This window comes from Borreliella kurtenbachii, from assembly GCF_030437945.2.
GTDB classification, from domain to species: Bacteria; Spirochaetota; Spirochaetia; order Borreliales; family Borreliaceae; genus Borreliella; species Borreliella carolinensis.
In genome coordinates this window covers 506,212-529,942 of sequence record NZ_CP124058.1, presented here as the reverse complement: position 1 = coordinate 529,942, position 23,731 = coordinate 506,212, and the positions used below count along the sequence as shown (strand labels likewise).

The window sequence follows — 23,731 nt, the reverse complement described above, 5'->3', positions numbered from 1 at the left end:
AAAAAGGAGGTTTATAATATGGGCAAAATAATAGGTATTGACCTAGGAACAACAAACTCATGCGTAGCTATAATGGAGCATGGAAAACCAGTTGTAATACAAAATTCAGAAGGGGGAAGAACTACTCCATCTATTGTTGCTTACACAAATAAAGGCGAAAGACTTGTAGGGCAAGTCGCAAAAAACCAAATGGTTACAAACCCTGAAAACACAATTTATTCTATTAAAAGATTTATGGGAAGAAGATTTGAAGAGGTTACAAGCGAAATAAAAATGGTTCCTTATAAAATAGAAAAAGGACCAAATGGCGATGCGCGAGTAAACATTTCTAATATAAAAAAGCAAATGTCCCCACCTGAGATCTCAGCAGCAACTCTTACAAAAATGAAAGAAACAGCAGAGGCTTACTTAGGTGAAAAAGTTACAGAGGCTGTGATTACAGTTCCTGCTTACTTTAATGATGCTCAAAGACAAGCTACAAAAGATGCTGGCAAAATAGCGGGTCTTGAAGTAAAAAGAATTGTTAACGAGCCAACTGCTGCTGCTCTTGCTTATGGAATTGAAAAAAAACACGAAGAGATTGTTGCTGTTTACGATCTTGGTGGAGGAACATTTGATATTTCAATATTGGAACTCGGAGATGGTGTTTTTGAAGTAAAGTCAACCAACGGAGACACACATCTTGGTGGTGACAATTTTGACGATGAGATAATAAAACATTTAATTTCAGAATTCAAAAAAGAAAGCGCTATTGATTTGTCAAACGACAAAATGGCTCTTCAAAGACTCAAAGAGGCAGCCGAAAAAGCCAAAATAGAACTCTCAGGCGCTCAAGAAGCTTCAATAAATCTTCCATTTATTACAGCAGATGCAAATGGTCCAAAGCACTTACAACATACTCTAACAAGGGCAAAATTCGAACAAATGGTAGACCATTTGGTTCAAAAAACAAAAGAACCATGCCTTAAGGCTATTAAAGATGCAGGGCTTAAAGCTTCTGATATCAATGAAGTAATACTTGTAGGCGGATCAACAAGAATTCCTGCTATTCAAAAAATTGTAAAAGATATATTTGGACAAGACCCTAACAAAGGAGTAAATCCAGATGAAGCTGTAGCAATTGGAGCTGCTATTCAGGGTGGTATTTTAACAGGAGAAACTAAAGACATGGTACTCCTTGACGTTACTCCACTCTCACTAGGAATAGAAACACTGGGTGGTGTTATGACTAAACTTATTGAAAGAAACACCACAATTCCTACAAAAAAAAGTCAAGTATTCTCAACAGCTGCAGACAATCAAACTTCTGTTGATATTAAAGTCCTTCAAGGTGAACGTGAAATGGCAGCACAAAATAGAATACTTGGTAATTTTATACTTGATGGAATACCAGCAGCGCCAAGAGGAGTGCCTCAAATTGAAGTTAGCTTTGACATTGATGCTAATGGAATAGTTCATGTGTCTGCAAAAGATATGGGAACAGGCAAGGAACAGAAAATTAGAATTGAATCATCATCAGGGCTCTCTGAATCAGAAATAGATCGAATGGTAAAAGATGCAGAAGCTCATGCAGAAGAAGATAAAAAATTAAAAGAAAATATTGAAGCAAAAAATAAAGCTAATTCTTTAATTTATCAAACAGAAAAATCATTAAAAGAATATTCTGAAAAAATTTCAAGCGAAGACAAAGAAGCTATTGAAAGTAAAATAAAAGAATTAAAAGAAAGTCTTGAAAAAGAAGACATTTCACTTATAAAATCTAGAACAGAAGAACTTCAAAAAGCTTCTTACAAAATAGCTGAGATGATGTATAAAGATTCTTCCCAGCAAAATGCAAGCAGCGAACAAGAAAATGGCCCCCAAAGTAATACAAGCGAAGAGGGTAAAGAGGCTGATTACGAGGTTGTTGACGAGGATAAAAAATAGTGAAAAAAGATTATTATGAAATTTTGGGGCTCTCAAAAGGAGCCTCAAAAGATGAGATAAAAAAAGCATATAGAAAAATAGCAATTAAATATCACCCAGACAGGAATCAAGGGAATGAAGAAGCCGCCTCTATCTTTAAAGAAGCTACTCAGGCTTACGAAGTTTTAATAGATGACAATAAAAAAGCTAAATACGACAGATTTGGACATTCTGCTTTTGAAGGAGGAGGATTTGAAGGATTTTCGGGTGGATTTAGTGGATTTTCAGACATCTTTGAAGATTTTGGCGATATTTTTGATTCATTTTTCACCGGAAACAAAGGACAAGAAAGAAATAGAAAACATGCAAAAGGTGAAGACTTGGGATATAACATAGAAATATCTCTTGAAAATGCATACCTTGGGTACAAAAATAATATAAACATAACAAGACAAATGCTTTGCGATTCTTGTTTAGGTAAAAAATCCGAAAAAGGTACAAGTCCTTCAATATGTAACATGTGTAACGGCAGCGGAAGAGTGGTACAAGGCGGAGGATTTTTCAGAGTTACAACAACATGTTCTAAATGTTACGGCGAGGGCAAAATAATATCAAACCCTTGTAAATCTTGTAAGGGAAAAGGAAGCCTTGCAAAACAAGAAACTATTCAATTAAACATTCCCCCAGGTATTGATAATAACCAACAAATAAAAATGAAAGGCAAGGGAAATGTTAATCCGGACAATCAAGAATACGGCGATCTTTATGTAAAAATATTGATAAGATCTCATAAAATATTTAAAAGAAATGGTAAAGATCTCTATGCAATGCTTCCAATAAGCTTTACCCAAGCAGCCCTTGGAAAAGAAGTAAAAATAAAAACAATCGCTTCAAAAGAGATTAAAATACAAATTCCAAAAGGAATAGACAATGAAGAACAAATTTTAATTAAAAACGCAGGAATGCCAATTCTTCAAACCGAAAAATTTGGAAATTTAATATTAATCACTAAAATAAAAACACCTAAAAATTTAAATTCTAATGCTATTAAACTTTTTGAAAACTTAAGCAAAGAATTAAAAGATGGTGATGAAATAAATTTACTCAAAGTATAATATGTATATAACTCATGCCAATTCAATAATTGAAAGCATAAAAAATAATAAAGGATTTGAACTTTATATATCAAAAAAAAGTTCAAAAACTATAGAAATTGAAAAACTGGCTAAAACGCAAAATTTAAAAATAATAAGAATAAGTACAAATGAACTTGACAAAATTCTTAAAAACAAAGACCACAGAGGATTTGCATTAAAATTAAAACTTGAAAAAAATAAAAATGCAAAAACACAAACCAAAGATTTCGAAAACTTACTAGAAACATTTAAAAAAAAAGAAAATGCTTTCATTTTACTTCTAGATGAGGTAGAAGATCCCCAAAACTTTGGAGCAATCCTTAGAACAGCAGAACAGTTTAGTATAGATCTTGTAATTACTACTCAAAAACGTAGCGCAAAAGACAATTCGACGGTTTTGCGCACTAGCTCTGGTGCAAGTCAATATGTAAAAAAAATAACAGTGGCAAACATAAACAACACAATAAATCTTTTAAAAAATTCTGGCTTTTGGATATACACTGGTGATATTAAAGGACAAGATATAAACAAAATCAAAATAAGCGACAAAAAAATTGCACTTATTTTAGGAAATGAAGGAAAAGGTGTACACAAGCTAATAAAAGAAAATTCGGATTTTTTAATAAGAATCCCAACTAGCGGAAAAATAGACTCACTTAATGTTTCTGTATCTACAGGCATTTTAATCTTTGAAATCAAAAGGCAATTAAATCTACTCTAAAGAATTAAACTAAATAAAAACTTTATTTAAAAAAACCACCAAAAACATCTTAATAAAAACTATTTTAAAAAATTTCCCAACTCAACAGATGCAATAAATCCTTCAGCAGCAGCCGTAATAGCTTGAGCATAAACTTTATTACTAACATCTCCACAAGAAAAAACACCATCAACACTTGTTTTAACAACATCTTTAGTGACAATAAATCCTTCTTCATCCAAATTCAAAAATCCCTTTAAAAATTCTGTATTTGGCTTATATCCAACAGCCATAAATACAGCATTAACTTCTAATTCATAAAAAACATTATTTTTTTTATTAAAAATTTTAACCGAAGAAACAGAAGATTTACCATCTACTTCTATGGCCTCTGAATTATACAAAATTTCAATATTAGGCAACTTCGCAACACTATCTCTTAACATAGCAATAGCTCTAAGATTGTCTTTTCTTACAATAAGATAAACCTTGTCCACCAATTTGCTTAAATAAATTGATTCTGAGAGAGCAGTGTTGCCTCCACCAATTACTGCAACCCTTTTCCCTTTAAAAAGATGTCCATCACAAATAGCACAAACCGAAATACCCTTATTCCAAAATACATCCGAATTTTTAAGAGTTTCAAGTTTTTTGGGTTTTGATCCCACAGCAATAATAACAGCCTTACTTTTATAAATATAATTTTCTGTATAAAGATAGAAAATATTATTCTCCCTTTTTATAGAAAAAACAGTTTCAAGAAAAGCTTTAGCTCCAAGATTTACTGCTTGCTCTCTCATATTTAACATCAAATCTCTACCACTTATTCCATTTTTAAAGCCAGGATAATTATAAACTTCTGTGGTTGTAGTAAGCTGCCCCCCAGGTTCAGGGCCTTCTAAAATAGCAGTCTTATAATTGCTCATAACAGAATAAATCCCGGCTGTTAGTCCAGCCGGGCCAGATCCTACAATTATTACATCTTCAATAACTTCTACCTCTTTTTGAGATAAATTCTCCTTTTTGGACAGATTTATATCAATAGTTTCAAATTCTAACATATCTAAAATTCAAGCCTCTCTTAAAAATTTGAATATTAATCTTAACGTTGCTAAAACTAATATTCAATACTTAAGATCGAATCATAAGTTTACTAATATTAACCTCAAAAACAGAGCATGGAATGAAAATGCCAAAATTATTTAAAACATAAGGTGAAATTTCACCAAAACTACCTATATTAAAGCCTTCAATCAAAATATCTGCTCCCCTACCATTAATATAAAAAGTGGTTTTTGATTCTATTAAATTAATCTCAATATTTAAATAATAAAAAAGCGTTGCAACAATTGAATTAATCTCATTAAAAGAAATTTCCTTGCCAGACATTAAAAAAGCTAAATTCGTAAAAGTACTTGTTCCTTCAATAGTATCTAAATTCTTTAAAGCTACCTTGCCAATTTCAAAAATTTTATGTGGATAAGGAAAATTAGAACTAACGCTTTCTGATTTTAATAAATTGGGGATTATTGATGCTCTAACATATTCATAATTTTCTGTGATTGGATTAGATACTTTTAAAAAATTTTGATCATTAATATTCATTCTGTCAATAAAATCTTTCTTAGAACCCATATAATTATAAATCATCTCTTGAAATCCCATTCCCACCATTAAATTTCTAACATTTCTTGAAAACTCTTCTAAAGGACTAAGCCTTCCCACTGCAAAAGCCTTAGGAAGCTCTGGATTAAAACTTAAAAGACCTTCCCCTATCATTACATCTTCAATTACATCAACCTCATGAAGAAAGTCATTCCTATAAAAAGGGGGAATAATATAGTTTTTCAAATCTCTAGAATAAGAATTTACTCCCATTTTTTTTAAATTAAGGCAAATACGCTCTAATGTTAAATCGCTTCCAAGCAGTTTATTAATATTTTTAACATCAAACTCCACTTCTTCTTGAAAATAATAAGGACATACCAATTCTTTAAAATCTAAACCAAAAGGCTCTCTAAACACAGTTTTCACGGGCAAAATTTCAAAACCCATATCACAAAAATCACAGGCTGCTATGGATAACGCTAATAAAGTTGCTTCAAAATCAATTCCCGTAACCTCAATAAATAAATCAGTATCACCAACCTTTAAAGATCCAATATTGTTAGAATTAATTATTGGAGGATAAGAGACTACATTATTATTATCATCTAATAATAACGGATACTTATCAAAATTTTTAATAATATGTGAATATTCCAATCCTTTGGGATGCTTTTCATTTATTTCTAAAAGAGAAAGCTCACAATCCATTCCCAAAGGAACAAACTTATGATTAGGAGATGAAGCAACATAATTTATTGGAAATTTAATAAAATTAGAATTATACATCCCCATTGCAATTCTTCTTCTCTTTTGTCCATAATTTTGACAAAGTTTTTCTTGAAATTGAATTAATGTCTCAAGCATTCTATCATCAATAATCAATCCTTTTGCTAAAAATCCAAAAATAAACGGTCTGATTTGAGACATTTTGCCATCCACTAAAATTTCACCATAAAACTTTTTAAAATCTCCCCTTTTTGAAAAAAAATTATAATAGGGCATTTCTCCAAAAAAATAAGCTTTTATCTGACGAGCAAGCCCTAAATAAGACCACAAATCTGGCCTATTTGTATCATTAAATTCTATTTTGATTTTTCCTGAACTTTCATCAAATCCATCAAATTCCGCTTTAAATGGTTCAAGTAATTTTGAAATTTCTGAATTTGTAAAATTTTTTCCTATTTTATCTAAAAAAAGATTTTTATAAATTTCTACCTTTGGCATCTATCTTTCCTCGTCTTAAAATAACATCACCAATATCATAAGTAAATAGATCTCTCAAATCATTTAGACCCAAATGCATTAAAGCCATTCTATCTATTCCAATCCCCCAAGCAATAACAGGCAAATCAATGCCCAAAGGCCTTGTAACTTCTGGCCTAAAAATTCCACTTCCTCCAAGTTCAAACCAGCCAAGAACAGGATGTTTTACATGTATTTCAATAGAAGGTTCAGTAAAGGGAAAATATGCGGGAACATATTTAACTTCTGTAGCACCTGCAAGCTCTTTAGCAAAAATTTCAAGAAGACCCAGCAAAGTTTTAATACTAACGCCATCTTCAATAACAATTCCCTCAGTTTGATAAAAATCTACTCCGTGAGTTGCATCTACCTGATCATATCTAAAACATCTAATAACTCCAAAATATCTGCTTGGACTTTTGGCATTAATTAATTGTTTTGCAGAAAGAACGGTACCATGGGTTCTTAAAACCAATCTCTTAGAAAGATCTTCACTAAAACTATACCTCCAGCCCCTTGAACCTGTTGCATATCCTGTTTCGTGGGCTAATTTTACATTAGAAAAATAAGGTTCGGGTAAAGATTCTTGCATACTAGGATCTGAAATGTAATAAACATCCTTAACATCACGAGAAGGATGAAATTGGGGCATAAAAAGAGCATCGTTGTTAAAAAATTCTGTTTCTACTAAAGGACCATCAAACTCTTGAAAACCAAGTCCTACTAATTTGTCTTTAATTTTAGAAATATAATCTAAATAAGAATTAGCACGCCCAATAAAAGTTTTAGCTGATGGAATATGAATATTGTAAGCTCTAAATTTTTTATTCTCATATGTTTTATTTTTTAAAATTTCAGGAGTAAGCTTAGTAATTTCATCCCCAATTAATTTACTTTTCATTAAAAAATTTTTAACTTCTAATCCAAAACTAGATAATCTAAACTTTAAATCAAGTTTTTCTATTATTTTAAAAAATACAGAATCTGCTCCTTTTTTCTTAGCAAAATTTGATATTAATAAAAACTCTTCGGTTGTCAAACTTTCTCTAAGAAGATCGCTACTTTTTGCTCTTTCTAATAAAACACGTATTTTTTGATAATTGGTTTCTATGCCGTCTAAATAATTTATAACAATCTGTTTATTCAAATCAAGAGAAAGAATGCCCTCTTTTAACAAATTGCCAAAAGCTTTTCTCACTTCTTTAATATCAATATCAAGCTCTAATGCTAAATTTGAAGCCAAAATTTCCTTTTGAGATACTAAATTTATTATTTTTTCTTCAACAAACCCATCTCTTAAAGCGCCAAGACCCTTTTCTGTTGCTTTATAAAATACATTTAATTTCCTATAAATCTCTTCAATAATTCCCCTAGAATTTAACCATTCAATTGTTTTATTTGCCTGACCTTCATTAAACCCCAATTTTTCAATAATAATTGAAGCAGAAATATCATCCCCTTCTTTATTGTTTGCAATTACTTTCATCTCAAGAGGATGCAATGTTCTTATTAAATTTAAATTTACCTTCATAAATATAACCTTTAATCACCTTTATTGCTTATACCAAGCTCTAAAATAAGCTCAACTTCCCCAATAGACAATTTGGTAGCTCTAGAAATTTCTTCAGCACTCCATCCCTGCCTCATTAATTTTATTACAGAATTCCTAACAGTTTCATTATTAAGCCCAACATTATCTTGATATTTAGAATCGGTTTTGACAAGAATACCAAGAGTTTTTATTCTCTCTTCTGCTGCAGTATTTAAATTCTCCAGCCTTGTCTCAGATTTCACCACCTTCTCTCTCATAGTCAAAGTATTTTTCAACCTATTTTCAATGTCTAATAACATTTCCTTTAAATTTTGAGCATTAATCAACACTTCTTCAGACAACCCTTTGTTTAATAAGAGGGTTGAAACAACATTTTCCATATCCTTGAGATTGTCTTGAAACTTAGCACTCTCTTTGCTTAAAGTATTAAATCTTTTCTCAACTTCATTTATCAAATCAAAATTTTTATCAACAGATTCTATAGTACTCTTTAATATACTCTCTTTATTGATAATTCTTTCATAATTATCAAGAATAGTTCTCTGCTCCTCGGCAATCTCTTTTATTTTAGCTTTATAAATTTGCACTTCATCATAAGATTCAACTAAACTCTTATATCTACTATCAAATGAAGAGTAAAATTCAAAAAATTTATTAAAATCATTCTTAATAGATTTAATTGATTCTTGTTCCAACTTTAACTCATTAAAAGTTTCAATAATGCCCAATGTTTCTTTTTGAATATTATAGAATTCTTTATTAACGTTTTCAAAATTATTTTTATATTCCTGGGCAAGATCTATCTCATTTTTTAAAGTTTCCCATAATTTTTCCAACTTGTCCTTAAGAGAATAAGCCTCCAAAAATATCAAGTTATTTTTTTCAAGCTCAGCATCCAATTTTTTAAAATTTTCAATTTGATTTTCAATTTGAAAATTAATTTTATCATAACTATCTTCAAATTCTGCTCTCAAATCAGATTTATATTCAACTAAATTGTCTTTAATCTCACTAATAAATTTGTTAAATTGAATATCATAATTTAATATTTTAGATTCAAGTTCTAAAATATTGGTATCAACTCCTTTCAATAATTCTTTATGATTTTTCTTAAATTCAACCTCAAATTTATCAATTTGTTCCTGTAAGCCATTTTTTATAGTTTCAATCTCTAATGTTGAATGTTTTAAATTTGTTTTAAGTTCATCCTCAAGTAAACCGAATTCTGATTTTATAGATTTAGAAAAGGAATTATATTCACTCTCAATTGATGTCTCAATATTACTTCTATATAAACTAATTTTTTCAGAAAATTCTGAAATATTTTTATTAATTAATTCAATTTGTCCTTCAAAGCTTTCTTTATCACTAGAAATTACATCAACCATTTCACACCTTGCTTTATCAAGATTAGAAGACAAAGTTGTAAATTCATGCTCTAATTTCTGATTAAGCTCAAAAATCTTATCTTCAAGATCCTTTTGCTGAGTTAAAAATTTCACTTCTGCTTGAATTAAGATATCTTCGGTTTTCTTATTAACCTTTTCGTCTATCTTTTCTACTTTAAAATCTACAAATTTTTCAAGATCTAAAACTTTAAGATTTAATGACTCGCCAATATTTTTAAAATCAATTTGAACTGATTGTTCAATTTTTTTAGCCTCGTTTTGCAAATTGCTAAAAATCTCTTCGGCCTTAGTTTCAAAACCATCTTTAAAAGATTCTAAACCAATCTTTACATTAAAAATATCATTCTCAAATGATTTAATTCCAAGTTCAGCAAGATTTATTCTCTTCTCTATTGTGCTATAAGATTTTTCTTGCCAATTTTTTACATCATCTTTAATATTTAAAAACCAAGAATCAATAATACTTTGCTTATTATTTACAAAATCAACAAATTCATCTACTTTCCCAGTAATATTGGTTTCCATTAAAGCTATCTCACTCTGCATATCTTTTTTTTTAGAAGAAAATTCTTTGGTAAAATCTAAATAAAAATTTTCTTTATCATCTTTCATTTTTTGTTCAATATCTAAGTGGAAATTTTGAATAAGTTCTGTCTTGTTTTCCAAATTTTTAGACAAATCATATTCTAAATTTTGAATTTTATCATTATATGAGGCAATAAAGTTTTCCAAAGAATATTTAAGCTCTTCGCCTCTAATTTTCAAATCTTTAAAAAAGTCTTCTTCTAATAGTTTAAGGTGCGATGAAACATTTTGATAAGACTCTTCTTTTAATCTAATAACGTCCTTTTCAACATTATTTAAATCAGATTCAAGATTTTTAAGATTTTTCAGTTGAGATTCTAGTTCATAGATCATCTCTTTATTCGAACTCTTAAACTCTTCACTTAAAGTTGCAATATAAGAATTTAATCTCTCTAAAAATTCATCGTACATGTCAGCATACTTTTTCTCAAGTCCGTCATATTGACTTAAAGCCAAATTATCAATGGCTTTAATTTTGTTGTCAATTTTATCCTCTAAATTTAATCGCCCTTCATTACACCTTTCTTCAAGTTCAATATACTTAAGATTAAAATCATTGGTTATTTTATCAATACATCCACTCACTTTGTCATTCAAATCCTTCTCTATGCTATCAAAAGTACTTTCAATTGATTTTAAAGAATCAATTCTCTTATGAATTTCATTTTCATACTTTACAATGTCATCATCAATTAAAGTGTGTGCCTTTTTCATACAAACTTCAAAATGATTTTTTATATTCTCTTCAACACTTGCCTTAATATCTCCAAATTGAGAATTTATAACACTGTAACAATCTTTAATTTTATCTTGCAATTCTTTTTCAAAATCTAAAATATCTTTTGATCTTTGCTCTATTATCTCAAAATTATGATCCATTTCAGAAATCTTAATTTGCAAATTTTCATCATTGCTTGTAAGTGTTTTATAAATTTCATCTCTAATTTTTGAAATAGCCCCCTCGCTTTCAATTAAAAATGTAGAATATCTCTCTTCAAAATTACTCTCAATAAGTTTAAACCTTTCCTTATAAAGATCGTTTAAAAACTCGGCTTTACTCTCAATATTATTTTTAAGCTCATTTGTTATCTCTCCAAATCTCTCTTTTGCTTGCATAATATCACTATCAATCGTTCTTCTATAATCAATTGCTTCTTCTAATCTAGATTTATAATACTGTTCAATCTCTTTAACAAGATCGTTAATTTTTGCCTCTCCATCATCTGTCAAATCTTTAACTTTCAATTCAAATTTTTCAACTTGATATTTTGATACATCAAAAGATTCCTTAAGTTTTTGAAGATTTTCATCCATACCTTTGCCAAGACTATCTATTCTATCTGTCAATCTTCTATTTAGATTTTCAATCTCATGCATTATTTCATTTTCAAGTTTACTAGAAATATTTTCTGAATATCCCCTATAATTAGATATCACCTCGTTATATTTTCCATTAATTTCTTTGTTTATATCATTAAACTTCACACTAAGAGAATCAAGAGTAATATCTATATTAGCCTGAAAAGAAGCAATATCGGTTCTTTTATCCTGCAACAAACTGTCAACCTCTTTAACAAATTCTTCTGAATTATTTAAAACTGAAGCAAATTTCTTTGATAAATTTTCCTCAAGTTCTCTAGTCTCTTTATTAAAATGGTTCATTATGTCTTGCAAAAGCTCATCAGAATATATAGCCCCTTGATTTCTAAACTCATCTATTTTCTCAAGATAGTAACTCTCAAGGCTTTCTATAGAAAATTTAAGCTCTTTAATTTTTGTAGTTACCTCAGAATCTATTAAGTCCAGATCAACTTTACCTGAAGATAATAAATTTTCAATTTTAACAGTTATTTCGTTTAACTTACTTTGCCAATCACTAAGCTTACTATCTACTTCATTGTTAATTGAATCCTTCTTGTTTAAAATATCCTTAGAAATTCTATCTAAAAAATCATCAATTTGCTTTTGATTGTCCGATTTTATATTAGAGACAATTTGTAGTTTTGACTCAACAAATTCATTAAGATCAGATTTAAAATTATTTAAAATATCTTCTGATTCAATCTTGAAATCTTTTAATTTATAATCACATTCTTCAATCTTACTTATAACAAAATTATTCTTATCATCAAATTTTTTGCTCAAATCTTCAAGCATAAATACACTTTTATCTTTAATTATTTCTGTTTGCCTATCAATAAAATCTTTAATTCCTAATATAGCCTCATCGCTTTGTGAATATGACATATCTTTTAATTCTTTGTATTTTTCTATCACTAAACTCTCAATATCGCCTGTTTTTAACAAAACATATTCCATTCTATCGTTAACATCTTTTTCTAAATTTTCTATTTTTAAAGTAGCAGATGAAAGTAGCTCTTCGCTAGAAATCTTAATATCAAGCAAAGATTTATTTAAAGCAATAAGCTCATCTTTCCAACTGCCATGCATATCAATAGCTTTTTTTTGAATATGATCTGAAAGATCATTAAAAACACTCTCGCTAAGCTCTATTCCTTTGTCTTTTTGAATCTGAATTAAGCTTAAAAATTCTTCATTTGTTTTATTTATCTGAGATTCAATATTTTTTAAATTAGAATCCATTTCATCTTGCCACTTTAAATATTGAAGCTTACTTTCTTCTAGTTGAGTAACAAAAACATTTACCTCATTGTAATAACGATCCTTAAACTCTACTATATTTTTACCAATTTCATCTTTAATGTTAATTAAACTAGAATTAAAATCTTCTTTTAAAGTCTCCTGGGTTTTTTCAAAAACATTATAAAAAGATCCAACTTCATTTTCTAATTTTTTGTTTAAATCTTGAAATTCTTGATAATTATTGGTCGTCTCTTGAGAGAGCGTATCAAATTTTTCACCATAAATTAAAGAAAATTCATCCATTTCTGCTGTTAATTTATCTGTAAAACTCTTATATTTGAACTCCATTTGATCTTCAAATTTAGAACTACTAGAATCCAAAGATTCAAAAAGAGACTTGTACTTGGCATTTATACTATCACTTAAATTTGAATAATTATTATTAAACTTACCATTAATTTCTTCAAAATTAGAAATCAAATTATCATTAAGCTTAATAAGCTTGCCTTGAATATTTGAATCAATATCTAAGAGTTGAGATTCTAACTGCATTTTAAGTTGATTAATATCACCTTTAAAACTTTCACTAAATACTTTAATATCTGCTCCAAACTTATCTTTAAATTCAAGATATATTCCATTAGAATCATCTTCAAGCCTCTTTATTAAATCAATAGCACCTATCTGAACACTTTCCATTTTAGAATTCAAATCTAACAAAGTAAGCTCTACCCTTTCTCTAATGTTATTATCAACTTGACTTATTTTATCTTCATAATCCTCATAAATATTTTTAAGATTCAACTCAACTTGAGATCTAAATTTATCAAAAACATCATCAACTTGCTCCTCATACTTTCCCATCTCTATTCGCATTGACTCCTCAAGTGAATTAATTCTTGAATAAACATTGTCTTTAAAAGAAGAACTCATAGAAGAAATTTCATTGTCCACTAAAACCAATTTATCCTCAAGCTTATCTTTAATTTCTTTAGAGCGATCATCAACATATGAAAAAATATCCTTAAATTTATTTTGCAATTCTTCATTTAGTCTATTTAAAATAAAATCTTCTTTTTCATTAATTTTATTCTTTACACTCTCCATAATAAGCTCTATAGAATCTTCTATTAACTTATATTTGTTTTCATAAAAATTAAAAGAACTTTCAATCTCTTTACTATATTTGTCAATATTAAATTCGACCTTTTCAAGAAAATCGTTGAATTCTAAATCTAATTTCTCATTACCCTTAACTAAAATATCATTTTTTCTCTCTTCAATATTTGCTAAATCTTTTTCATAAAGACTAATCTCTTTATTTAAATTATCCATTTTAAAAACAAGGTCTTTAATATTAGTGTCAAACTTTTCCCAACTAGCAATTTTAATAGATTCGAGATTTTCTTTATTAGTTTTGTCAAATTTTTCTAACACTGAATTCAAATTTGATTCAACTGAATCAATCTGAGTATTAAATCCTTTTAAAGTTTTTGAAAGTTTATCTACTATTTTCCCATCAACTTGCAATCTTTGTATATTCTCTTGAACTTTAAAAGTCATTTCATCAAGATCCTTAAGCATAGAATCATGATAGGCTATTTTTTTTTCAACCTCTGCAAAATCATTGCTTTTATTTTTAATCTTTTGCTGAACTTCCTCAATTTTTTTTATTATTTCTATACTAGATCTTTGATAAGCTTCCATATCAACAGCAAGATCATTAATCTCTTTTGTCTTATCTTCAATAAAATCTTCAAGATTAACCTTTGTAAGATCAACAAACTTTTTGATTTTATCCAATGCTCTAGAACGCTTATCATATTGCCTATAAACAAATAAAACTATTGAAACCAAAAAAAGGTTAACTAAAATAGTTGCAAAATCTATCATAAAATATTTTACCCATATTCTATATATTCAAACGTATATATTCTCTTAAGTCTTTATAATCATGAAAAATAAAATCAATTATCCCCTTGTAATTTATATTCTTTTTTGAAAAAAAAGCTGCTTTCATTGAAACATTTCTAGCACCTAAAATGTCATATTCATAAGAATTCCCTACATACAAAATATTATTACTACTTAAATTTAAATCCTCAATAACTTTTAAAAAAGGTGCTTTATGTGGCTTTAAATATCCAGTATCTTCTGAGGAACAAAGAATATCCCAAAAACTGTCTTGAATACCCAATAAATTTTTGACACGACCTAAAATAGGAAAGTCTGACATTACACCCAATTTTATTCCCTTAAATTTAAGCCAATAGATTAAATCTTGAACTCCAAGATATGGCTTAAGTTTTTTAAACTTATCGCTAAAAATCTGGCTGTAATATATTTTATTTAATAAAAAAGCACACCGATTCTCATCAAGATTTAAATGCTCAGAAAGCATTTTAACCTGAAGAGAAAAGAGCTCATCCCTATTTGAAGGTGAAAATTGATTGCTTTGTAAAATTCGTATTTTTTTCCTAATCCGCTTAAAAGCTAAAAAAAACTTAACATTAGTTAAAAATTCAAAAAACATTAGTTTATTTCTATCCGCCTCAGGATACAAGGTGCCATCTAAATCAAATACTACAGCTTTAATCATGATGATTGATTATTTGCCTTTATAGGTATAGGTACTATTGATAAATTTTCAGGAACCTTGACTCTAACTAAATGAATATAAGATTTTGGATATCTTTTCTGGAGAGACTTGATTGAAGTTTCAGCATTAACTTCGTTAACAGAAACCCTAAAAATCCTATTTTCATCAAGAAATGGAAGAAACAAAACAACATGTTTATGAAGCACCATGCTTGATAAATTGTTAACACCTGTGCTAATAGATCCTAAATAAATATACCCAGGCTCATCTAAAGCCAGACTATATAATAAAAACTCTAAATTTTCAATTTTATAACCACGATTGTCCACATAATCAAAAAACTTAATATTATTGACATCATTTTCCTTGATTTTAGATAAATTTAAATCTACATTAATATTATTTATCCTATAAGCAATATTACGAATCCAATCAAGACCAAAAAAAGGATCCTTATTAAATTCTTGACTCCTAGCAAAACTGCTACCTCTAACACCAATATGTCTAAGCTTAAGATCATCAATTCTTAAAAGTCGTCCTGTCATTGATTTATAAATCGAATCCGCCACCCATTTAACAAATCCCGAGCAATTAAACCCCACCGGATCTCTTTGCAACAACCCAGTTTCTATATGCACCATTTTGCCATACTCATCCATTGCACCATCAACAACCTCAACAATAGGAAAAGATGCAAGAGATTTCCTTAAACTAATTGCCATATTAGAAATATCTTTATAAATATCAAAATATTCAGGAATAAAATATCTAAAATCAATAACCCTGCCAATATAATTTATTATATTAGAAAGAGAAATTACTGCAATGTCTTCAATCTTAAAAGGCAATTTAACGTCTTTATAAATCAAAGTATTTACTAAATAAAAATCAGCACTAGAAGAAAATTTTGCAGACTTTATTCTAATAAACGTATCCCCTCTGTTTATAAAAAATATTTTTATCTGCTCAATACCATCTTTGCCTACTTTAATCACATAAGACCCTGGGAAAATATAACTCACATTCTTTTTTTTATTAAAAAAAGAATAATAAACATACTCAGAAGAAACTTCACTTGAAACTTCAATGTAATAATCTTGTGTAATAAAATGTTTTACTGGACTTATTTTTTTTTGCATATAGCTTGAATTAAAATATTTTGAATATTTAGTCCTTACATTAAAATCATAAAAAAAACTCTCAAGCGCAAAAAGATTTAGACTCTTAAATATTAAAAATAAAAATATATATCTCACTTTAAATCTCTTATTTTTTCCTTTAATTCTACTAAAATTGGAATATTTTTATATCCAATTTTACGCAAATTATTTACTAAATAATTATAATAAGAATTTGGAAAATTCTTTATTTTATTTGCAAAAAGAATAAACTTAACGGGATTAGTGCTAACTTGTGTAATATATTTGATTTTATGAGAAATATTTAAATGATAATCTTTGATCCATAAATTTAACATTTTATTTAGATCTGGAGTACTGGTTTTAAGCTCAAGCTGCTCTTTTAACTTAAAAGATTCTTTAAAAAGAGAATCTAGACCTATCTTTTTATGAACAGAAATTCTAAATATAGGAGCAAAATTTAAAATAGGGAAAAAAAACTTCACACGGCTCTTTAAGGCTTCAAAATAACCTTTGGATTGCTCCACAAGATCCCATTTGCTAAACACAATAATAATTCCTTTCCCTTTTTTAGTGGCATAATGAGCAATTTTTTTATCCTGAGAAGTCAATTCTTCTTTAACATCAATCAACAAAAACACAATATCTACCATGTCAATTACTTTTAATGCCCTACTAACAGAATAATATTCAACAATTTCATTTACTCTTGCCCTTCGCCTTATCCCAGCTGTATCAATAACCTCAAGAACTTTCCCATTTCTAGTGAACTTAGTTTTAATAAAATCTCTAGTAGTACCGGGTTGATCCGAAACAATTGCAATTTCATTTCCAGACAAATAATTAATAAGGGTAGATTTGCCTGAATTGGGCTTACCTATAATCCCAACCTTAATATCAACTCCACTCTCAGTATTAGTTTCACCAACTTCTACTTTTAAAAAATCTCTAAGCTTAGCAATGCCTCGGCCATGAGCTGCACTAACCAAAAAATAGCGTTTGAACCCTAGATTATGAAATTCATGAGCTAAACATTCCTTATCTTTAGTATCTACTTTGTTTAAAACCAAAACCACCTTACTACTATATTTTCTCAGTATTTCAATAATTTGATAATCTTCAAGTAAAATTTCATTAATATCTAAAACCAATAAAATTAAATCAACTTTTTCTAAAGAGCTTAAAACCTTTTGCACAACAATTTTGCTAATCTCATCTTTTAAGATCGTAAATCCACCAGTATCAATTAATTTAAAATTAAAAGAATCAATCTTACAAACCTCTTCAACCAAATCCCTAGTAACACCGTAAGTACTCTCAGTAATACTTCTTTTTGTATTTAAAATTCGATTAAATAAAGCAGATTTACCAACATTTGGTCTACCAACAATAAGAACCTTTTTATAACTAAGCAAAGCAAATACACCTCTTTATTTATTCCGATATTTCCATTATAATAGCAAATATTAGTATTTATGCCAATTACACGTGAGTGTTTATATTGAAAAGAAAAAAAAAATCAAGCTCAACCAAATCAGACATACTTTTAATTTTAATTGCTATTGTTTTAACAATAATTAGTGTGCTATTAATAATCAAAAATTCACTTATTATGCATATTTTTAAAGAAAAAAATTACGATAGCGGTTTATTCGAATCAAGCCAAACACAAGATAATAAATTAATTGAAGCTAAAAAAACTACCAATAAAAATACAAATAAAAATATAAAAATACTTAAAAATGAAAGTTTTTTAATCCAACCACCAGAAATAAAAAAACTTGAAGAAGAACTCAAGCAAAACCAAAGAAATAATAACCTTAAAAACAAAAAATTTATTAAACTTTATTTTATAAAAGTAACCCCAGAAGGTTATTTTTTAAGACAGACTGTAAAAAGAGCTATATATTACGACAAAAATATTCTTGAAGAAACACTGAAATCTTTAATCAAAGGACCAAATGAATACGAACTAAAAAATAATTTTTTAAGCTTAATCCCTATAAAAACCAAGCTTTTAAATTTAAGCCTAAGCGAAGGAATTGCCAAAATAAACTTATCTAAAGAATTTTATGAAAATAGTTTCGGAATTGAAGGAATAATTAATCAAATCGCTCAAATAACCTTAACATGTCTTGAAATTAAAGGAATTGAAGGAATAATTTTAACAATAGAAAATAATCCAATAATACTTGAAGAATTAAACTTAAATTTCTCAGGAATATTAAATAAAAAGACTTTAGACAAATATTAAAATTCAATATTGCTAAGCAATTCCATAGAACTTGCAATATTTAAAACACTTGACTTAATAACTAAAAACATGAATTCTTGATTACCTTTCTTACCTTTGGTTTTTAACTTTAATATATTTTTAACTTGTAATTTATTTTTATAAAATTTTTCAATTACACTTTGCAAAATTATCTTCAAATACTTACCATTAACAACACCATTAAAATTTTTAATATCTAAATTTAAACCTTTAAACTCAAACTGAGGCTTAATCAAAACTATAATAAAATTATCAGAAAGTTTATCTATTAAATTTACACAGATACTTATTGATGATCTAAAAGAAACATCTACAACGGCAAAATTGGGAACAATCTTAAATTCTGCAACATCAAAAATATTAGTTCTCTCTAAAACTTTAACTCTTGGATCAATTCTCAATTTATAAGAAAGTTGATTAATGCCGACATCAATCGAATAAACAAAATTAGCCCCACACTGCAACAAACAATCGGTAAAACCGCCAGTTGAAGAGCCAACATCAACACAAATTTTATTTTTAACTTCAATCTCAAAATCTTTAAGGGCCTCTAAAAGCTTGTATCCTCCCCTTGATACAAATGCTTGACAAGCATCCTCAATTAAATCTATTTTACTTGTTTTATTTACTAACATTTTAGGATTTTTTTCTTTATGAGAATTCACATATATATTCCCTTTTAAAATTAAGATCATTAATTCTTCTCGGGGTTTTTCTGGATACCTTTTGCAAAGTATATTTAATAAATTATTTCTGAATCCTTTCAATTTTTAAAGCGCGGCCTGTCTTTAAATTAGAAGTAATAATAACTCCTTGTAAAATTATGTCATCTTCTACAACTTCGGCTCTTAAAGAGGCATATTCAAGCAAGCCTTTAAGAGAAATGTCGGGATTAAATCCTATTACAGAATTTAATCCACCTGTCATCCCAATATCACTAATATAAGCTGTCCCTTTTGACAATATTCTTTCATCTTGAGTCATAACATGGGTATGAGTACCAACCACACCTGTTACAAAACCATTTAAAAAATATCCAAAACTTTCCTTTTCATAATTGCTCTCAGCATGAAAATCTACAAAAATAGTTCTAGTCTTATTACTAAGCATATTAACCAATTTTTTTGTATTATCAAAAGGATTTTTAACAATAAAATTCATATTTAAAAACCCTTGAACATTAACAACGGCAACCTTTTCATCTCTAATAGTTAAAAAACAATAACCATGCCCATCTAACAAATCTGAAAAATTATTTGGCCTTAAGATATATGTTTGCTTATTTAGGTAATCATTTATTTTGTAATTAGAATACACATGATTACCAGTAGTAATGACATTAACACCTGATCTAAAAAGATTATTTGCTATTTCTGGAGTTATTCCAAAGCCATTTGAAGAATTTTCTCCATTAGCAATTACCAAATCTATTCTATATTTGTTCTTAATGTTTTTAAGATTAAAAAAAACTTTTTTTAATCCACTCTCACCTATTATATCCCCAATTATCAAAGTTTTAATAGTGCTATCTTGCATATTCAATAACTCTGGTTTCGCGAATAATTGTAACTTTAATTTTCCCAGGATATCTCATTTCAGCTTCTATCTTCTTAGCAATATCTCTTGCAAGTAAAATTGATTTTTCATCATTAATCACGGCATTGTCAACAATAATTCTAACTTCACGACCAGCTTGAATAGCATAACATTTTTGAACACCCTCAAAACTATAAGCAATGTCTTCAAGTCTTTTAAGTCTATTTATATAGTTATTTAAACTTTCCCGTCTTGCTCCAGGACGAGATGCTGAGATGGCATCTGCTATTTGAACTACAATAGCCTCAAGACTCTCTGGTTTAACCTCATTATGATGTGCAGCAATAGCATTAACAACAATTTCACTCTCACCGCAACTTTGAGCAAGTTCGGCACCAGTAATAGCGTGTCCCTCGCTATTATCAGAAATACTTTCCATCCCCTTGCCAATATCATGTAAAAGACATGCTCTTTTTACTACAACAGGATCTAACTTCATCTCTTTGGCTAAAATTTCTCCTATTATAGCCGTTTCTTTAGAATGGCTTAAAACATTTTGACCATAACTACTTCTAAAATAAAGTCTTCCCAACCCTCTAATAAGTCTTTTATCAAGCCCATGTATATTAAGGTCAAAAACTACCTTCTCACCTTCTTCTTGAATAATGCTATTTATCTCATTGGTAACATTATACACAACTTCTTCAATCCTAGCAGGATGAATTCTGCCATCTGTAACAAGTCTTTCTAAAGTCCTCTTAGCAAGCTCTTTTCTTATTGGATCAAAACAAGATATAACAACAGCTTCAGGCGTATCATCAATAATGATATCTGCTCCTATTAAAGTCTCAAGAGCCCTAATATTGCGCCCTTCTTTGCCTATAATTCTACCTTTCATCTCATCATTAGGTAGTTCAACAGAAGCCACTGTAAACTCAGAACTTACCTCTGTAACAATGCGCTGCATAGTAGATACTAAAATATCTTTTGCAACCTTATCTGCTAATAGCTGTGCTTCCTGTTCACTTTTATTAATAATAACTTGAGCATCTCTTTTAGACTCATGCTCAACTTTTTCAATTACAATTTTCCTTGCGTCTTCTCTTGTAAGACCAGAAATATTTTCCAATCTTTTAACAAGATCAGCCTCTTTTTCTCTTATTACTTTTTCTTTTTGTTCAAATTCTTTAATTTTAAAATCAACCCTAGACTGCTGTTTATCAAGAGCAGATATTCTCTTATCTAAGGTTTCTTCCCTTTGTAATAATCTTTTTTCTAGATTAACAATCTCATTTTTCCGATCTCTTATATCCCTATCTTGCTGGTTTTTTTCTTTAAGCATTTGAGATTTTGCATTAGCAATAATTTGCCTTCTTTCATTTTCTATCTCTAATTGTGATTCTACTCTTACTTTTTTCAGATTTTTTTCTAAATCCAATAAAGACAATCTACCTAAAAAAACTCTTACTAAAAATCCTAATATAAAGCCAGCAAAAATAGAAGAAAAAATAATATATATCATATCATTTAACTCCTATGCTGTTTAAAAGCAATTTAAAATTTAATCTTTAAAACAGTGCGCTCAAATTATTAATTATTCAACTTTTAAAGGCTTTTCAACTAATTCTAGGATAGCCATTTCAGCCGCATCTCCATATCTTTTTCCTAATTTAATTATCCGAGTATACCCACCACTTCTTTGTCTAAAAACAGGAGAAATTTTGGTAAACAGCTTATTTAAAATATACTTATCATGTACAAATTTTGATAATTCTCGCCTATTATGCACAGTATCAACTTTTGCCCTTGTAATTAATCTTTCAGCAAATCTTTTAACTTCAAACAATTTTGCCTTAGTAGAAGAAATTTTTTCATGCTTAAAAAAAGAAATTACCATATTTTTTAAAAGTGCTCTCCTGTGACTGGACTTCCTACTTAATCTATTAAAACCTAATTTTGTTTTCATGAAACAGTCTAACTCTCCTTTTATTCAGATATTTTAACATTCTTGCTCAATACAGATAGAGCATCTTCTTTAGACATTCCTAAATATAATCGATAAGAACCAAGTTTTTCAATTATTTCTTCTAAACTTTTTTTTCCAAAATTTCTAGCTTTAGAAAGCTCTTCTGCACTTTTACTAATAAGTTCCCCTAAAGTTTTAACATTTTCTTTGGCTAAACAATTTAAAGATCTGACCGATAAATTCAATTTCTCAATGCTCATATCAAGTAAATCAGAACTTTCTGATTTTGATTTTTCAAAAGATGTATTAACATTGTCTTCAAAATCAACAAGGGGAAATAAAAACTCTCTTATTATTGAAGCAGCCTTTTTGATTGCATCTTTGGCAGAAATCACACCCGTGGTCCAAATTTCCATTACAAGCTTGTCATAATCTGATCTTTGACCAACCCTAGTATCTTCTACAGAATACGAAACTTTCTCTATAGGAGAAAATATAGAATCTAAAGCAATAACATTAACTTCTTCTAAATACTTAGCATTTTGCTCAGAAGACACATAGCCTCTACCATAATTAATTTGAAATTCAAGATCTAAATTCACATCATGTGATAAAGTAGCTATAACTAAATCTTTATTAAAAACCTCAACTCCATCTCTTTCAAAATGAGAAGCTTTCAAAACATTGGTATCTTTGCCGCTAACACTAAAGCTTATTGTCTTGCTTTGCTCTCCTTCTCCAAGTTTCAAATGGATATTTTTAATATTAGCAATAACCTCAAGAGTATCTTCAGAAACTCCAGGAATCAAATCAAATTCACTTGAAACAACCTTTGACGAAGAGTCTTTATTGTTAGACTGAACTCTCATAGCAGTAATAGCATACCCTTCAATAGAAGAAAGTAACACACGCCTTAAAGTATTACCTATAGTAATTCCAAAGCCTCTTTCAAAAGGATATATCGTAAATTTACCATAAGATCCATCACCCTGGCTTTTCAAAAATTCAATTTTTTCAGGTATAGTGAAATCTTTCAAAAATTTTTCCACAGACATTATAACTCCTTCTAGCTAAACTCGTCTGGTTTTTTTCGGTCTGCATCCATTATGAGGAATAGGAGTAACATCTGAAATCGATTTTACAGTCATACCAACCGAACCAATAGCTCTTATTGCAGATTCTCTGCCAATGCCTGGCCCTTTTATATACACATGAACATAATTAATTCCAAAATCTCTCACCTTATTTAAAGCAGACTCTGCTGTTATTTGAGCAGCATATGGAGTCGACTTTTTAGCCCCTTTAAAACCCATTCCACCAGCACTTGCCCAAGCTAAAGCATTCCCCTTTATATCAGATACAGTAACTATGGTATTATTAAAAGTAGCTTGTATATAAACGTTTCCTTCTCCGATATTTCTCTTAATTTTTTTTTTACTATTAGTTGATAATTTTGCGCTCAACTTACCCTCCAA

Annotated in this window: 17 protein-coding genes; 4 read left to right on the top strand and 13 right to left on the bottom strand. The window is 28.8% G+C overall.

Translation table 11 applies throughout. The features are described 5' to 3' along the window. Positions 1-18 precede the first annotated feature (18 nt). Genes dnaK through rlmB form a run of 3 tightly spaced genes read left to right on the top strand, consistent with a single transcriptional unit; the run spans position 19 to position 3,762 of the window. Positions 19-1,926, top strand: a complete 1,908-nt coding sequence (dnaK, locus tag QIA22_RS03150; RefSeq protein ID WP_301611706.1) for a molecular chaperone DnaK — start codon at positions 19-21, stop codon at positions 1,924-1,926. Continuing rightward, on the top strand, positions 1,926-3,020 hold the full coding sequence (gene dnaJ / locus QIA22_RS03145) for a molecular chaperone DnaJ (protein ID WP_301611704.1): 1,095 nt from the start codon (positions 1,926-1,928) through the stop codon (positions 3,018-3,020). Before dnaK ends, dnaJ begins: the two co-directional genes overlap by 1 nt. Position 3,021: 1 nt before the next feature. After that, positions 3,022-3,762 carry a 23S rRNA (guanosine(2251)-2'-O)-methyltransferase RlmB gene (rlmB, locus tag QIA22_RS03140; protein WP_301611702.1) on the top strand — a complete coding sequence of 247 codons (741 nt, stop codon included), beginning with the start codon at positions 3,022-3,024 and terminating at the stop codon, positions 3,760-3,762. A 59-nt stretch (positions 3,763-3,821) separates the two neighbouring features. Here the strand turns inward: rlmB and trxB are convergent, their stop codons facing one another. The 7 genes from trxB to der all read right to left on the bottom strand — a co-directional run bounded on the left by trxB (position 3,822) and on the right by der (position 17,894). Next, positions 3,822-4,802, bottom strand: a complete 981-nt coding sequence (gene trxB, locus QIA22_RS03135; RefSeq protein ID WP_301611700.1) for a thioredoxin-disulfide reductase — start codon at positions 4,800-4,802, stop codon at positions 3,822-3,824. Positions 4,803-4,872: 70 nt separating this feature from the next. Continuing rightward, complete coding sequence (gene pheT / locus QIA22_RS03130) at positions 4,873-6,573, bottom strand: phenylalanine--tRNA ligase subunit beta (protein ID WP_301611698.1); 1,701 nt, start codon at positions 6,571-6,573, stop codon at positions 4,873-4,875. Beyond that, a complete protein-coding gene (gene pheS, locus QIA22_RS03125; protein ID WP_301611697.1) occupies positions 6,551-8,122 on the bottom strand; it encodes a phenylalanine--tRNA ligase subunit alpha in 1,572 nt (523 codons plus the stop codon). Before pheS ends, pheT begins: the two co-directional genes overlap by 23 nt. 11 nt (positions 8,123-8,133) lie before the next feature. Continuing rightward, entirely contained in the window at positions 8,134-14,634 is a 6,501-nt protein-coding gene (locus QIA22_RS03120) for a SpiroCoCo family coiled-coil protein (RefSeq protein WP_301611696.1), read from the bottom strand. A 19-nt stretch (positions 14,635-14,653) separates the two neighbouring features. Beyond that, positions 14,654-15,340: an HAD family hydrolase gene (locus QIA22_RS03115; protein ID WP_301611695.1), complete on the bottom strand. Its 687-nt coding sequence runs from the start codon at positions 15,338-15,340 to the stop codon at positions 14,654-14,656. Then, on the bottom strand, positions 15,337-16,596 hold the full coding sequence (locus QIA22_RS03110) for a hypothetical protein (protein WP_301611694.1): 1,260 nt from the start codon (positions 16,594-16,596) through the stop codon (positions 15,337-15,339). The genes QIA22_RS03115 and QIA22_RS03110 overlap by 4 nt, the downstream gene beginning before the upstream one ends. Beyond that, complete coding sequence (gene der, locus QIA22_RS03105) at positions 16,593-17,894, bottom strand: ribosome biogenesis GTPase Der (RefSeq protein ID WP_301611692.1); 1,302 nt, start codon at positions 17,892-17,894, stop codon at positions 16,593-16,595. Before der ends, QIA22_RS03110 begins: the two co-directional genes overlap by 4 nt. A gap of 86 nt (positions 17,895-17,980) precedes the next feature. On the opposite strand from der, the gene QIA22_RS03100 reads away from it, so the two are divergent. Further along, on the top strand, positions 17,981-18,733 hold the full coding sequence (locus QIA22_RS03100) for a GerMN domain-containing protein (RefSeq protein WP_301611690.1): 753 nt from the start codon (positions 17,981-17,983) through the stop codon (positions 18,731-18,733). Here QIA22_RS03100 and QIA22_RS03095 read toward each other — a convergent pair. The 6 genes from QIA22_RS03095 to rpsK all read right to left on the bottom strand — a co-directional run bounded on the left by QIA22_RS03095 (position 18,730) and on the right by rpsK (position 23,719). Next, complete coding sequence (locus tag QIA22_RS03095) at positions 18,730-19,521, bottom strand: TlyA family RNA methyltransferase (RefSeq protein ID WP_301611689.1); 792 nt, start codon at positions 19,519-19,521, stop codon at positions 18,730-18,732. The two genes, QIA22_RS03100 and QIA22_RS03095, sit on opposite strands and share 4 nt — an antisense overlap. Next, the gene (locus QIA22_RS03090; protein ID WP_301611688.1) at positions 19,502-20,290 is read right to left on the bottom strand and encodes a TIGR00282 family metallophosphoesterase; all 789 of its coding nucleotides are present in this window, start codon (positions 20,288-20,290) and stop codon (positions 19,502-19,504) included. Before QIA22_RS03090 ends, QIA22_RS03095 begins: the two co-directional genes overlap by 20 nt. Beyond that, complete coding sequence (gene rny, locus QIA22_RS03085) at positions 20,280-21,812, bottom strand: ribonuclease Y (RefSeq protein WP_301611686.1); 1,533 nt, start codon at positions 21,810-21,812, stop codon at positions 20,280-20,282. Before rny ends, QIA22_RS03090 begins: the two co-directional genes overlap by 11 nt. A 72-nt stretch (positions 21,813-21,884) precedes the next feature. Next, a complete protein-coding gene (gene rplQ / locus QIA22_RS03080; RefSeq protein ID WP_301611684.1) occupies positions 21,885-22,256 on the bottom strand; it encodes a 50S ribosomal protein L17 in 372 nt (123 codons plus the stop codon). Positions 22,257-22,276: 20 nt separating this feature from the next. Further along, a complete protein-coding gene (locus QIA22_RS03075) occupies positions 22,277-23,311 on the bottom strand; it encodes a DNA-directed RNA polymerase subunit alpha (RefSeq protein WP_301611682.1) in 1,035 nt (344 codons plus the stop codon). A 15-nt stretch (positions 23,312-23,326) separates the two neighbouring features. Further along, a complete protein-coding gene (gene rpsK, locus QIA22_RS03070; RefSeq protein WP_301611681.1) occupies positions 23,327-23,719 on the bottom strand; it encodes a 30S ribosomal protein S11 in 393 nt (130 codons plus the stop codon). Between the last annotated feature and the right edge of the window lie 12 nt (positions 23,720-23,731).